The 16,625-nt window shown below is 36.4% G+C and carries 6 protein-coding genes; all 6 read right to left on the bottom strand.

Annotated elements, in window-relative coordinates; genetic code table 11:
- Positions 1-73 precede the first annotated feature (73 nt).
- The 6 genes from KJS44_RS10790 to KJS44_RS10815 all read right to left on the bottom strand — a co-directional run bounded on the left by KJS44_RS10790 (position 74) and on the right by KJS44_RS10815 (position 16,580).
- A complete protein-coding gene (locus tag KJS44_RS10790; RefSeq protein WP_008979490.1) occupies positions 74-1,057 on the bottom strand; it encodes a diaminopimelate dehydrogenase in 984 nt (327 codons plus the stop codon).
- A gap of 183 nt (positions 1,058-1,240) precedes the next feature.
- A complete protein-coding gene (locus tag KJS44_RS10795) occupies positions 1,241-2,065 on the bottom strand; it encodes a class C sortase (protein ID WP_008687385.1) in 825 nt (274 codons plus the stop codon).
- Positions 2,049-2,891 (bottom strand): class C sortase, encoded by an 843-nt coding sequence (locus tag KJS44_RS10800; protein ID WP_008687384.1) that lies wholly within the window; start codon positions 2,889-2,891, stop codon positions 2,049-2,051. The genes KJS44_RS10795 and KJS44_RS10800 overlap by 17 nt, the downstream gene beginning before the upstream one ends.
- A complete protein-coding gene (locus KJS44_RS10805) occupies positions 2,884-4,446 on the bottom strand; it encodes an isopeptide-forming domain-containing fimbrial protein (RefSeq protein ID WP_008687382.1) in 1,563 nt (520 codons plus the stop codon). The genes KJS44_RS10800 and KJS44_RS10805 overlap by 8 nt, the downstream gene beginning before the upstream one ends.
- Positions 4,447-4,448: 2 nt before the next feature.
- Positions 4,449-8,702, bottom strand: a complete 4,254-nt coding sequence (locus KJS44_RS10810; protein WP_008687380.1) for a SpaA isopeptide-forming pilin-related protein — start codon at positions 8,700-8,702, stop codon at positions 4,449-4,451.
- Between the two features lie 987 nt (positions 8,703-9,689).
- Complete coding sequence (locus KJS44_RS10815) at positions 9,690-16,580, bottom strand: alpha-N-acetylglucosaminidase TIM-barrel domain-containing protein (protein WP_017144699.1); 6,891 nt, start codon at positions 16,578-16,580, stop codon at positions 9,690-9,692.
- Positions 16,581-16,625 lie beyond the last annotated feature (45 nt).

The raw sequence follows: 16,625 nt of genomic DNA on the forward strand, positions 1-16,625 counted from the left end.
TACTATGCCAATTCTTATGACTTTAAAAGCACATGCAGAAGAAAAGGATAGAATTCTTCTATCCTGTGTAAGATCATAATAGCTTTTTTCGTAATTCTTCACCACTTGCCTCATGCAAATAGGCTGGCGCAATATCAAATACTGTTTTACAGCCGTATTGTCCCTCTTGGGCTAAACGATAGGCTGCTCTGGCATATGCGGTTAACACACTTGACGTGAATTCTGGATTTGAATCTAACGTTAGTTTATACTCTATCACATGTTTATGCTCATCGTGCAATCCTGTGGTACCACTGCGTAAGACAACTCCGCCATGTGGAATGCCTTTATGATGCGCATTCAATTCTTCCTGTGTGATAAAATGCACGGTCGTATCATAATCCGCAAAGTAATTGGGCATCGTTTTGATTTCCTCTTCAATACGCGCAAGATCTGCACCTTCTTTGGCCACGACAAAACATTCCCGTGTATGTTTTTCACGAGCGCTCAACACCGGATGCTCACCATTGCGTACTTTTTCCATTGCTCCTTCTACAGGAATCGTATATTGTCGGGCATCTTGTACACCTTCTATGCGTCGTATCGCATCAGAATGTCCCTGAGATACCCCTTTCCCCCAGAAGGTATAATCATGGCCATGTGGCAAAATCGCCTGTCCATACAAACGATTTAATGAAAATAAGCCCGGATCCCAGCCAACAGAAATTATACTGATATGCTTGCCTTCCATACTTGCTGAATTCACCATAGCAAAATGTTCCGGTATGTTTGCATGTGTATCAAAACTATCAATGACATTAAAATGTTTAGCCAGTTCAGCGGTTTGTTTAGGCAAATCGTTAGCACTGCCTCCACATAAGATTAAAACATCAATTTCATCCTTTTTCTCATATATGCAATCCATGGAATAGACTGGTGCTTGGGTCAATGTCTTTAATGTTGATGGCTCTCTACGCGTAAAAACACCGATAAGCTCCATATCCTTGCTGTTTGTAACTGCACATTCGACACCTTTTCCAAGGTTGCCATATCCTACAATTCCTATTTTCATATGCATTGCTCCTTCCTTACAGCCACTATTTTACCATTTTTTGAAACAACAGTATAGGTTTAATTTCATTTTTATTACAATATTTTCTGAAAATATATGAAGCACTATTTTCAATGCATTATGAAGACGCAATGTATGCATACACCAAACGCCTGAAATTATTCAGGTTATGCAGATGGTATCTATCTTTTAGCGATGCTTCCGTTTGTAATGCAAGAAAGAAAAACCAAGGAAAATACAGATACCAAAACCCATTCCGATAGCCAAGCGATTCCATAAGCGTTCCTTCTCGATTCGTTTTTGTGATGCCGTACTTGCTGGTTGTTTTGTAGTAGGCGTTTTTGTTTCTTCATGATCCTTGCTAGCCCGTTGTGCATAAACAAGATAGCGCTGTTTATTGGTCGGATATGGGTGGCAGGTAATCAAAGTAATCATATCCTTGCCTTCCTGAATCCATACTTTCTCGATTTCATTAGGTTCGATGATTTCTGTCTTCATAACGACATATTGCAAGGTTTCCCAATGATTTCTTATATAAATACGATCTCCCTTTACTAATTTTTCAATATCTTTGAACATCGCTTCCCCTTCATATCCGCCTCGATGCCCTGCAATCACACTGTTTGCGGAAGCTTGGCCTAAGGGCATACTTGTATTGTTAAGTAATGCTAACCCTTTCCGTAAATGCTCTTCACTTGCTCCATGATATATAGGAAGATTTAGCTGCATCTTTGGTATTCGCATAATACCAATTACCGTTTCATCTGTACGATTCGTCTTACTCTTCCATGCATCCTGCACACCTATTTGACCTTCTTGACATAATCGCTTATTATATCTAACCATCTTTTGATACCATTCTTCCCTATCTGTAACACTGTCATTTTCAAATTGTTGAATGACCTGAGCTATCTGATGTTTACGCAGCTGTGTTTGAATATTGGGATACAGACAAATAAGCAGTCCTCCTACTACCATGATTGCGGCAAGTAGATAGTTACGTCCCTTGTTCATGCTTTGCCTTCTTTCTCAATTTTAAAACGCATACCAAACTAAGCAATATGATGATGCCTCCACCTATTATCCATAGGTTTTCCGTTTTCTCTTTTTCTTGCGATGTCACATCCACTTCATGGATGGCTTGTACGCGTTTGCCTCTTACTAACAAGCGATGCGTATTTATTCCATATGGTGTACATGTCATTAAAGTTACATAGTCCTTACCTTTTATGATGCGCAATTTTTCGACTTCTTTGGGTTTTACTACGCGTATCTCATCTACTTCATAGAAAAAAGTTTTATCTAATACCGTTATGCGAAAGGAATCCCCTTTTTCCAACTCATTCAACTTAGTAAACAGTAATGCACTTGGTAAACCTCGATGAGCACATAAAATTGCATGCTGGCTATTTCTTCCAATCGGTAGTGAGGTTCCTTCCAAATGTCCAGCCCCTTTTTTCAAGGCCTCTTCACCACAACCATGATAGATAGGTAAAGATACATTGATTTTACCGATAGTTAAATGGCCCATCACACCGTCATGATTGACATTTAAAACTTCTTCATAATCCTTTGGAAGCACATAGCCGCTACCTTTCACAAAAGGGTCATGTACCGGGTCACCGGAAAGATTTTCATTATATGTAATAGCGGCTTTCCATAACTTCTGTATGTCCTCTTGTTTCTCACGAGCTATGCTTGTCTGATATTGATGAATCACTTTTTTTTGCTGCTCTTCCATATACCAGTTACTGATATGAGGATAAAGGAAAATCCCGGCACCTATCGCTATAAATAGCACAGGTACCAGGAAGGCCGACCATTTTCTTTTCTTATGCATGTCGCTTGCTATTTCTTACAATCACAAGGACACCACCAAGCATAAAGACAATTCCGACTATGCTAAACAATACGGTTCCAGCTCCCCCTGTAATTGGCAGTTGCATATCTTTTGCTTTGCTGTTTTTTACTTTCATTACTACTTTATTCGTTTCTAGTTCCACGGTTCCTTCTAATTCATAAGTCCCTTTTGTTGTTAATGTTACCTCATCTTGTTCTAAACTTCCATTCCCATTTTTATCTTTTAACGCTATCGTTATATCTCCATTCGGTAATACATAGCCACCATCCGGAACCTTTGTTTCTTTTAAGACATAACTTCCTTCATCTATACCCTGTATCGTAAAATGCCCATCAGTTCCTACTGTTAAAACAGTATCCCCCTTTGGATTGATAACATAAGAACCATCTGTTGCTTTTTTAAACTTCAATGAAGTACCATCTTTAGATAACGTAAATTCTGCATTCTTTAAAATATCAGTTCCGCTTTCGCCGACCTTCAATACCTTAATCCCATAAGTATATACCAATTTTTCTGTCGTTTTTTCTTTATAAGATTGTGTATCATAAGGATCGTGATTATATCCAATATAGGCAATATTCTTTAATGCGTCCATCGTTAAGGCTTTATCATTAACCTCAGCATCATAAGTAACCTGTACGTTTAACATAGGATTCGCTTTTATATAAGCTTCTTTGAATACTATTTCAAATGTATAATCAGTTAGCTTAGCCGTTTTTCCAGGATCTTTCTTAACGTCGTAATTGGTTGCGGCTATTTCTTTTCCACTAGCCTCCTTCACGGCAATCGTATCCGGCTTTAAAGTCAATCCTTCTGATAATTTATCACCGATTGCAAAAGTGATAGCACTGGCATCTTCTGGATATGTCGGAATTTGAGCTGTCAGCTGATAGCAGACGCTATCTGTAATAGCTACCGTCGTATCCGTTGGATCAATAACCGTTTTAACAATTGTCGGAGTTGAAGATTTCATAGTAACCGTTTGATCATTCACACTCCATGTCCCTTCCTCTTCGACTGGTGCTATATTGAAACCTGTAGGTGTATAAACCTGTTCTACACCATGTTTTGCGCAAATCAGATAATATCCCAAGCCAATATCCGTTAACGTAACAGAAGGCGCACTGGCAGTAGCCGTTTTCGCTGCTGTTATCGCGATCGTTGAAGGTGAGCGATGAATTTCTGCCGCCATTTTTTCATAAAAGCTTTTTGCTTTTTCCACATCCTCAAGCAAATTCTTGAATTCTGTTGTCACCTCATGGTTCTCTCCTATATAACTAGGATAATTGTCTTTCACCCAATTTTGGACGCCAGTCACCCATGTATATACCGGCGCTTTGGGAGCACCATTTTCTATCTGTATATCAATGATCTTATACATTGACAATTCGGTACCATTTTCAACACCAGTTATGGTTACTTGAACCTTACTGTCTGCACTGATTTCAGCAGAAACATTGCTTGTTTGTGTCATGAGTACCATCCCTATGGCAACCATGGTTGTCAGGACTCGCTTTAACCATTTATTTTTCATTTTCATTCTCCTCCACGTTCCTTTAATTTTTTCTTTTTTCTCCAAAACAGCAGACTACCATAGAAAATACATCCTAATCCAAGCAGATAAAGGTGTTCATCATAGCCGATACTTCCTGTGATCGGTATTTCTTTTAATCGATAATTCATGAGTTCAAAAGATTCATCTTCTTTTCTTTCAAAAGCAGGAGGATTATCCAAACTACCTGTAATTTGAAAAGCCTTTTGTTGTGTATCGTATGCCAACATCCATTGCCCTGCTGGTAGTACATAACCGATTGGTGCCATATATTCTACAAGACGATACTGTTTTTCTATATTTAAACCGGTTAACTTGACACTGCCATCACTTTCCTGCGATATAGCGATTGAACGTTTTTTCCAACATGGATCATTCGATACTACGTTGCCATCTTGATCAAGCTTTACTATATCTTTTGCATGATCATGCGCATCACTCTTACAATTCAGCTCATATGCAGCAAACTTCGCATTTGCCAACTTATTTCCCTCTTCATCTATTTTATAAAACAAGAAATCGGCTGTTGTAATATCCAATTCGTGATACGTTGTTTCGCTTTCTTTTTCAAAAGAATGCTGATGAACCTCGATGATTTTCGCCGTATTTACAAATAGAGTATCATCGCCATTATCAGTTACTTTGGTAGGAATGACAAAATGGAGCTCTTGCTCAGCCTGCAGCGCTTCAATTGTAAAGATCAGCTTCTGTTTGTTTTTAGCATCTTGCATCACCTCTACAAATTGCGAATCTTTCACAAGTTGCTGTTTTGTGGAATCATTACCCAAATACCACGCAATAGCATCCAATTGGATATCCAATCCTGAAGGCAGGATATCCTCCACCTTAATAGCATTCAATAAGAAAGATGTTTCCCCATTTTTTACACTGATATCATAGTTGATTTCATCATGCTTTTTCACCTTTGCCGGATGATCCTGAGTTCCGGAGGCAGGTGTTGATGTTTTATGGATTTCCATTTCAGGTTCACGTATAGCCACCGTTGTTTCCGTTGTTTCTAATAAAGAATCTTGCCACTCAACATTGGAAACCTGTGTGTTTGCATTTACCCATGAGGTATTGTATGCCAATATCTTCTTTTCCATATCTTGCTTTATTATATCAATTGGTGCCTTCATATGAAGAATCGCAGAGACTTGTTGCTGTGATTCTAATACAAACGGCGTTCCTTCTACGGTATTACGCATATCAATAGCAACTGCTGTAACTTTTGACATATCCGCTGGTTTTTCTGCACTCCATATTGTCTCATCTTCAATATTGGCATCCCCTTTTAAACCGGCATCATCATGAGATAATATGATATCTTTTTTCATGGAATATAAAACCTTAGCATCCACACCTTTACGAAGCGCCGATGACACATCAACACTTTGTAAAGTTCCTTTCCAATGTTCTCTTTCTCCAGCATTATTTTCCAAAACATCAAATAAAACTAAATTATTAGCTTTCGCTGTATCTTGTGAAGAATACTGTAAACGATAACTATAGCTATCGCCCGTTAATACTTCTGTGGAAGCTGCATATTTCAATTCCTGTTGGTTTTTCACAGACTTAAAGAACCCTAATTTTGAAAATGTATCCCCTGTAAGACTCGTCGAAACAGAAGCATACAAAGTATCTTTCTGAGCACTTTCCCCCGCTTTTCCATCTTCGTCGATATCAATGAACCATTTTTGATCAGAAAATGATGCATCCGGCATATCCGGATAGCCATTTGTTATACTTTCATTACCAGATTTGTAGGCAATACTATTGCTTATATTTCTTCCAAAATCAAAACAAGATTCCCAAGGATAATACCCATGATATTGTAACAGAAAACCACTTTCCCATTCCCAGCCATTAGGTTGAATATTTGTATATTTTATACTATTTTTTTCACCTGGTTTCATACTTACCTGAATGATCATCATGGTTCTTCCGGAGTTCTTCCAATTTTCTTTTATTTGTACCGTAAAATCACATGGTTTATCTGGTAAAAAAGTAGTACCACCCTGTCGATATACAGTAGTCACTTTAATCTTTCCTACATCTACATACATTCCTTTTGGTAATAAATCATAAAACGTTCCTGACTTTTGTTCTTTGAGCGTTCCATTATCTGATGCTTCATCAAAGGGATCGGCATAATTTGAATATGCTGCCTCATATGCATAGCTCTGATACTCAATATCGTATTGTTGATTTTTTGTATCATTTGTCGTTTTAACTATTTCTTTCTGCATATTGCTGGTTGTTGGATAACCTTCTAAAAGAACCCAAGCTTTGCTATGATTTCCTAACGCACCTTCCATACAATATTCTGCTTTATCTCTTTCTATCATCTGTTCTTTTATTTTTTCAGAGCCTTCAATGGTAAGGGTATTTTTCTGGTTTACCCATTTCCCATTACTATCAAATATTCTGCCCGAATTTATGTTATAGAGCATAATCGAATCTTTTCCCTCAATCAGACTAGCAACATGGGCGGTTTTTCTTAATTGAATGCGAATATCTAAATTCAATTTGTTTTTAAAATATTTTGATTCGTGTTCTAATTTCAATGCAATAATCCCTGCTGGCAATTTTACTGTATTATTTCTATCAATGTTTTCAAATACTTTACCATCGTTATCTATAAAATTAAATATTTTATTGCCAACACATATAAACTTTCCTAATTTTATCCATTCACCATCAAAGCTTTTTCTACCATATAGATCAGCAGGTTCCCAATTCCCATATTCCGTATTTTCATTAAATAGATAGCCTCCTATATCCTCATTCGCCGTCATATCAAACTCATTGATAACCACATGCACAGCGCTAAATACATAATCGTTCTCTTGCAGTCGCTCATCCTCTAATGTAACAAAATCATCTACTAATTCGGTTTTATAGCTCTTTTTCCCATAACTATCCAAAACATTGTCAGGCAATCCATCGCCTTTGGTATAAATACCTCCATCCGTTGTCATTTCATTCGCCCAATGCCCCTGTAATTCAGGTAATTCATCATTTATATGAGCTTGTTCCATTAAATTGAAGAAACCCGGTGCGTTGCCGCCCCAACATATATAATTATGAAATCCCTTATTAATCCAACTGTTCCCTTCAGGGTATTTAAAGTTAAAATCTACATAACTGTAACTTGCATCAGCACTTTTTTCCTGATCGAGCGTAGGCATTTCATTAGGATATAAATCAATAACTTTTGCAAACACCTTATTTTTATATAGCGAATTTTTGATTGCATCTTTCCTTGGATATTTCACTAATACATGGGTGATAAAATATGGTGTTTCTAGTTGTGCTTCATCCCCTTGGATCATAAAGTCCTCTTCCCCTATATGAAATACGTTGTTTCCAAATGTATCACCAGGTTCAATTTTGGAAAAATAAGGGTCATACCAGCCTAAAATAGTACCATTGTTATCAACTACATCTTTTAAAAGTAGTTGGTATGGTCTAGTCATACTTGCATCAAATTGTCCTTTGATTAACCAATTCACAAAAAAATAATCTTCTGCATCCGCTGGTTTTGCTCCCCACTCTTTTTGCCAAGTCTCATATTTTTTATATTTCTTCTTTGTTAAGGATATCAAATCTGATTTTGTGATCTGGGTAACCTGCAATTCATCCGCTTTATGTAATAATGTACCATTCCTATATAGTTCCGCCTGTACCTTACCAATAGAACCTGATGAAATAGCACTTGGTTTTTGATTTACAGCTTCATTATAAGTATAATACGTTATATCAAAGATCAGTGTATGCGCCTGTGTAATTTCTTGCGAATTTGTCACTATAAGACTATTGCCATCATCAGATATCTTATAATAAAAACTATTTTGATCTCCATTATCAGGTAAACCAATAGAAAAATTACCTGTCTGCTGTCCTGACCTATCAATGAAAATCGCTTTCGGTAATATTATCTCAATTTCACCTGGACGAATGTTTGCTTGCGTGAATTCTGTTTTTACCTGTGCGGTAATGGATGTACCTGCAGCTTTTGCTTTATTTTCAGCAGGTGTTAGTGTAACTTTACTTACATCATTTGCATCATATTCAATGCAACCATCTACAGCAGCGCTCGTCCATTTCATTTCAAAGCTTGCTATTGAAGATGTATCCGCGCTTGGTTGTATAGCAAACATTTCATGTGGAAGCAGCATTAAAACTAAAGTAAACAAGACACATATCGTCATCCCTCTTTGGATAAATTTTTTCATGCACCGATCTCCTTTCCATCCTTTTATGCATTTTATATCTTTCTTTCCATTTGGTTTTGTGCAAACACCCGTTTTCAACATAGGAATTGTTTAAAAAAGGGAACGTTTCGTCGTATTGTAAAGGTTTTCACATATGGATTATAAAATGTTTTTCCAGAAATTACAAGGCGAATGACGATGCAACCATACCAAATGCAACAGCCTTTTTCTTAATGATGTTTAGCTTTTTGAAAGAGTTACTATAAATAACGGAAAAATTGAATAATAAATAACAAATATATCACTTAGCATAAAAAAAGAAAAGAAACCCTTTCAGAATTTAGTTGGTGATGAAAGATTATTTCCCTTTTTCTAGTGATGCATCTTAAGCTTACCTTCTTTACAAAAGGATAACTATTATTTTTTTATAACCATGCATAGTAAATTACCGAAAAAAAAACGTCATTCTCTTATGGAATATCTAAAAAAACATGGGGAACTGAAATCCATCGCAAAAACATGTGGTGCTTCAGTTTTTTTCTATACATTTTATGGGGTTTTATGTTTTTATCATTTATAACATATCTTCGTAAAAGGATAAAAAAAGATAGAAATCTCCCCGACCAAAGTTTGCTTTCTATCCGTTCATAAGAACAATATGATAATAATAAATTTAGCTCATAAAATCAAGTTAAATCAACAATTGGAATCGATTCAGAGCTAAAGTGATGTATTCTCTTAATGATGATATTTATTTCAAAATGTAATGTAAAAAGAAGTGCTCTTCTTACTTCTAGATTTTTAGCACTTCTTCATTCATTACAATTTATGGGGAACTTTTTCCACCACGGTTTTTTATACCCCGTGTTTTTATACCCCATACTATTTCAGATTACCAATTCTAATAGGCCTATATTGTGAAAATCCCCCATCCATAAACAGACGTTTATTTCCGAGGGATTTTTTAATGAAACTCATGTTGAGATATGCAATACAGATTTTTATATCTTATGCTTGCTTATTTCTTTTCTTTCGATTAACAATTAACAGAATAGCTCCACCTGAAATAATCAGTAGTAATAATAGAGCAGTCGTGTTTGTTGAATCTCCAGTCTTAACATCGTCATCATTGGCAATGTTGCTGGTAGGTTTATTATCTGTCGTATGATTTCCATCATTTACAGATGGATTACTTGACGGACCATCTGTTGTTTCTCCACCATTGTTTGGCTTGTTGTCAGTTCCACCGGCATTTGGCTTATCCGTATTTTCACCGCCATTTGGTTTGTTATTATCATCGTTTGGTTTATCAGTATCATCACCATGATTTGGCTTGTCATCTGTTACATCACCATTTGGCTTATCCGTATTTTCACCGCCATTTGGTTTGTTATTGTCATCGTTTGGTTTATCAGTATCATCACCGTGATTTGGCTTGTCATCTGTTACGTCACCATTTGGCTTATCATTTTCTGCTTCAATCTTTTTTACAATCGCATAATAAGATGCTTCTGTTGTATTAAAGCTCAATTTACCATTCTTCTTTTCCGTTGACAATACTGTGACATTGCCATTTTTATCTATTGCGACAATACTTAATTCATCTTTTTCATTTCCTTTTGGTACACTAATAGAAGCTGCATTACCTTTACCTAAAGAAAGATGTTTATCATCAATTTTTAAATATAGATCATATGCTTGAACAACACTGTATTGCTTTTTAAATGTAGTATCTTTTATGTTATTCAGCAATGCTTTTAACTGACTTGCTGTAAATAAATCAGCATGTAGCTTGGTATTTGGTTTAAAGAGTCCTGTAACACTTACATTATTTGAGGTTAGCGTCTGTTTTGTAGGATTATCATTTACATCATCCTTTTTAACTTCTAACTGATCAATAGCAGCCAATAAACGACTATTTGCTTCATCTAATTCTGCTTGCGTTACTTCTTCTTTATTGAATGTTGCAATAGCTTTTTTATTTTCAGATGCTAAAGCTTTCCAGCTATCCTCGGTATACTTACTTGCTTCTAGAGCACTCACTTTATCCAGTGTAGCACGTAATCCAGAGCGATCCAATTTTTTCAAGCCTTTTATTGCATTTTTCAATGCGTCTACTTTTTCATTTACTTGTTTTTGTGTAACTTTCTCTGTATCATATACAGATTTTGCATCTTTTAATTTTGTTTGTAATGCTTTCCATGTTGTGCTATCATATTCATCTTTAACAAGATCTGCACACTGCTGTATGATATTCAATAATGCTGCTTTATCTACTTGTACACGACTTGCCTCAAAGACTTCCACAGCTTTCTTTAAATCAGCTGCAATTCCTTTGATTACATCTACATTTTTATTGGCATTTGCATAATCTGCTTCTGCTTTATCAATCGCCGTTTTTAAAGCAGTCTTTGCTTTTTCAGGAATTTGTCCATGAGCTTCGCCAACTTCAGCATTCTTATAAGCATCTTTTGCTAATGCTAAGTAAATATTGTACTGTTCATCGGCTTCTAAAGAAGCAATTACTTTTTCAGTTTCTTTCTTAAGCGCTGCTGCAGCTTCATCAATTTCCATTTGTGTGGACTTGTATTTTTCATATACTGCCATCGCTTTATCATATAATGCTTTTAGATCTGCTGTAACTGAGGTATCTTCAACTTTTTTCAACACGATCTCAGCATTAGAAATTTCTGTTAACAATGCATCACGTACGATATATACGACACCATCTTTATAGAATTTATTCATAGCAGCTTTGATTTTATTGATCCACTCATCTACACCAGCGGAATTTAAACCTTCCTCTTTTGCGGCTTCTGCTTTCGCAATAACATCTAACACAGCCTGTTTTGCTTCTTCTTTATAGCTACCATTCGTATTATCATAAGACTTAGAGTCTAATACATCCTTAACTTCTGCAATATATGCCATCAAAGGAACACTTGTATCCACTTTATATGCTCTAAATTCTTGGATGTCTAAACTATCACTTAGTACGGTTAAGCGCACTTTATCCATAAATGCTGTTTCTTTCAGCGAAATCATCAATGCCGGATTTGCATCATCATTGTCACTTCCATCATAAACAGTTGTCCATTTATCTGTCGTAGGGTTATGTGCCTCTATTAATACTTTTGGTGCATTTAATGCTTTTGTACTACTTGCTGTTAATAACTGGAAGATGTTTACATCTGCCGGCTTATCTAAAGCAATTGTAATGACCTCATCTTTTGCCGCAGTATAAAGTGTATCTGTTTTAGCATCCGCAATAACCTTTGCAGCATCAGGAGTTACTTTTGCTTTTAGCGCTACATTTTCTGGAGTTCCCATAAAGAACTCTGCCTCATACAGACGTTCTTCTGCTAAGTATGCATCACCCTTACCATTGTTACCAAGATGCTTAAAGATAATTTTTGTTGCACTTCTGTGTATTGGAACCTCAATTGTACGATTTTCAAGTAATTCGGTAGTAGAAGACTTATCTAATACCAACGTACGGTTGCCGTCATTATCTTCCGTATATACAACATATTTCAGACCAAGGCCAGCCTTTTCAAAAGTAAATTGTGCTTTATCTACATAATACAGATTACCAAGATTATAAACAATATCTTCATCTTTTGTTACTTTGTTGAAGGTATCTTTATCACCATCTACCGTATTTGCATAAGAATTTGTTACATTTTCAATTTTTCCATCACCAAAGATAACTTCATTACTGCTTTCTTCCTCATAGCCCATGACTTCTAATTCAGCAATATCGAACCATCCGTTCTTATTGGCAACTTTACCCATAAATTCAACTTCAACTTTATGAATACGCTTATTCACTTTGATGTTATATGGATGTTTGTCTGGAGTACTATCGTTTACGTCATCTGTTGTTACAGACAGTACTTTTTCTCTTGTATCACTGCCTTCTGGATACACATAGACATTGAAGAAATACCATTTTTCTTCGCCTTTTTCAAATGCTAGATTAATATCATCTACCATATAAGATTTACCTAAATCAACACCTGCTTTGATAGGATCTTTATCTAAAGTTCCTGTTCCATCCCAGATTGGTCCATATACATCCCCATCAAATACCCATAAAGTATCAAGGTTTCCATCAATCATATTTTGTACATTACGACCATATTGTGTTGTATCTGCATAAGCTGTCTTATTTAAAGCTAAATTAACTTTTCCACCGGTTACTTCATCCTTTGTTGAAAGAACCTTAAGTTCTGATAATGCCGGAGAAGCTGCGGAGAATTCACCTTTGCCATTACGGCCAAGATAATTTACATTGACTTTTTTGATTTTCTTATTTACCGGAATCTTAAAATAACGCGTGGTTAATGCTTCCGCATTGTCACTCATATCTAATACAACTTCTTCACTATCATCTTCTAGAATGACACTTACCGTAAATTTATAAGGCAATCCTGCTTTTTCTAAATAAAGCTCAATGAATTCAGCAGAGCCAATGCCTTCTAAATCAACACTTAATGTACAAGGATACATGTCACTTTCTGAACCAGACCATCCCGTTTTCCACAGATTTTCCGTATTCTCATCAGTTACATATTCCAAGGAAGCATCTTCTGCAGTGGCAATTGTTGATGTTGCCGGTTTACCTTTCGCAATATTGTAATATGTCTGTAAATCCTTCTGTGTACCGTAAATGCTAATTTCTGCAAGTGTTACTGGTTTTAAAGAATCTTTTGTGGTAATGGTGAAACGCATTTGCGTAGCTACTTTTTCAACTTTGAAATTTGTATTGGAACCAAGATTTTCATTTGTAGCTTCTGCTATGGTTTCCCACTCATTTGTTTCTGCATTTAAGAATTCAATCTTATAATCGTTAGGATAGTTACCAGCGGCCTGCTTCATACCAAGATCCATATCCGTGATATCGTAAGTACCTTGTAAATCTAATGTCAGTACATGTGGACCATCACCTTTTGCTACCCATTCACTACCATAGTTGCCATCTGTAATATCTTTTAATTCACCGGACACAGCTGTCGAATTTGATGTAAATACCTTACCAAGTGCGATATTTACCTTATCCTCTGTTGTTGTACCCTCTTCTTCTAGTTTTGCTACTGTATAGTTATCAGCTACCTTTTGAGCATTTGTTTTCAGTTTACTATAATCTGCCTTATCCGCATAACTATAGCCATCATCAGATTTCAAATTCGCCCAATGCCAGCCATATAAGAACCAACCTGCATCCTCAATTGCCTTATTTTCAGGATCCTTATCTTTACCATCTAATTCCGCTTGACGATTTTCGATCCAGATTTTCCAACGTTTACCATAGAAATCTTTTGTTAAACCATTCCATTTACGGTTGGAGTAATCATTCAGATTATTTAAGGAGCTGCGTTCGCCAGACCATGTTGTGACCATTGCACGTGCATTAAATTCAAACAGATCCTTTGTCCAATCATCCCCATCACTCATCATATTTCGAGCATCATTGATCCAGTTTCCTACCATAAATTCTTCGCTAGAACCTAATATTTCATCAGAAAGATCAATTATTTCTAGGAATTTCTTTGAGTATTTACGGAAATCATCTGCATTGGATTCATTTTTTGCCTTTACCATTAAAGAGTGATATTCAATTGCTACATTACATAATACCTGATCCGCTACATCTGCTAAATCATAGCGATAAGCTGGAGAGGCTTTAAAGTCATCATAGTTATCAATCAGCAATTGCAGAGCTTTTTCAAATTCTTTCTTATCATAAGTAATATTGCTATGTCCCCATGTAGATGCAGAACGGAAGCTATCTCTTGGAGTTGCATTGATAATCGTTTCTGCAGCCCCTTGATAAGACTCTTGTTTTGCTCCATAAGCAGTTTCATTTAGAATCTTCCAAGCTTCTTGCAGCTTTTCACTTGTTCCACCTGCACGACGTTGTGCATATTTAGCAATCCATGCATCTTCATCAATTGGATCTTTTGTCCAAGTCATATCAAATAATAACTCATAAGCAACCGGACTATTTTCTAAAGCTTCCGGCGTGATGCCGATACCTTTCATGTATTTTGATTCATTCATAGCGATAGCAGGATTTTTAGCAACATTTGGAAGATTTCCATCCATTCCCATACGACCGCCGAAGTTATGCAGCATACACCATAACCAAGGTGTTTCACTGTTTTCCATTACCCCATTCTGTGGGTTTAAGTCGGTCTGCAAATCCAGTGCCAATGCCTGAGAAGGCTTCAGAAGACCGCTTAGTTTTGTCGCATCTAGATTGCCTTGCCATTGCTGCATGACCCATACAGCTTTTTCGTTTGCTTTTAACATCTCAGTTTGCACTTGTTTAAAGGTTTCTGCAAAATCCAAGCCGGATGGATTTCCGCCTTCATGGAAAGGATCGGTTGCATAATAATTTGTTACATTTCCAAATACATTTTTCTGTGCATCATAGAAATCTTTCGCTACTTGTGGATATAAATTTTCTTTACCCTTAGCTGCATCATTTTCTGTAATATATGGCTGAATGATAGAAGGACGTGTATAGCCTACCCAATCTTTCATTTCCGTAATTAAAGCAGTTGGTTGTTTTTTATCGAAATTATCTGGAACCTGTCCAGAGAATCCCTGAACAACAGGAGAAATGCCATAAGTTTGCATACGATCATGCATTTTTCTAGCTAATTCTGTACGTTGCTCAAACCAATTATCAGGTAATGGTCCACCATAGCTATATAAGTTTTGCATGTAGAACCAAGCAAAATATGCAGGACCACATATATATTCTTTTACTTCTTCATCACTATAGCCCCATTTATTCAAAGTTTGACGAAGTACTTCTTCCTGCCCCACGATGTCCAGCATCAAATTTACACCGTTCATAGCAGCCCAGTCAATAAATTCTTCATACTGATCCCAATTCCAGAAAGACATGGTATAGGAATATGTACAGAAGTTCAAAGCGTAACGATATTCATACTGTGTATCCTTTACGATTTTCTTTCCGACAGGAACAATCCCCTTCTTCATTTCCGTATTGCTGTCAAATAATGGATTATAATCCACCATAGCATAGTTCTTTAGATAATAATTGAAGCCACTAGCTAATGAAATACCGTTATTTCCACGTACAATAATGGTATTGTTACCACCATCTTCAATTTCAAAGACATCTCTGCCATTCATCTTAGAACGTAATTCAAATTTGAAAGAAGATTGCCATTTAGAACCTATTACACGGCCTACTAAAGCACTTGCTTCATTTAACACCTTTTGATTTGCATAAGTTTCATCACTTTCAAATTTATCCCATTCTTTTTGCCAACTGCTGCCTTCCCAATTACTTGTTTTGATAGCCGCTGGCTTTTGCACGGTGTCATTTACCTTTGTTCCATATACCTCAATCTCTGCCAGATTTGTTTGGTAGCCTTTTGAGTTATATGCCATATTTAAACGTAAATAGGATGCACGCTTGTTTACATTATGCGTATCTCCCTGTGCCGTTGCCACATTGCTGTCTGTCTTAGAAATAATCTTATCAAAGTTCGTTCCATCTACAGAAGCATATACGTAATAGTTACTGTAAGAATCATCTACATTGGTAAAAATCTTAATTTGTGAGAGATCATATGTTCCATCAAGCTTAATATCAATATAGCGATAGTGATCACGCATTCTGCTTTTCCACTGCTCTTCCATCGTGCTGCCTTCTCCATTCGCGGACATTGATTTCCAACTGGTGCTCTTAGATCCATCAACGATGTTAGAAACTGGATGAGCGGATGCCTGTCCCATAGCAGTTACAGAATTTGCATCAATCGCTATCTTAGATGCTGCTGCAATTTTAACAGGAAGATTTGTAAAAACTCCTGCCGTCATGCAGGCAGCCAAAAACAATTTGAATACCTTTTTCATAGTTTCCTCCTCTTTACCTTTCACTGTTTTTATTATAATCTTGCA

The sequence above is a fragment of the Longicatena caecimuris genome (assembly GCF_018406465.1).
GTDB classification, from domain to species: domain Bacteria; phylum Bacillota_I; class Bacilli_A; order Erysipelotrichales; family Erysipelotrichaceae; genus Longicatena; species Longicatena caecimuris.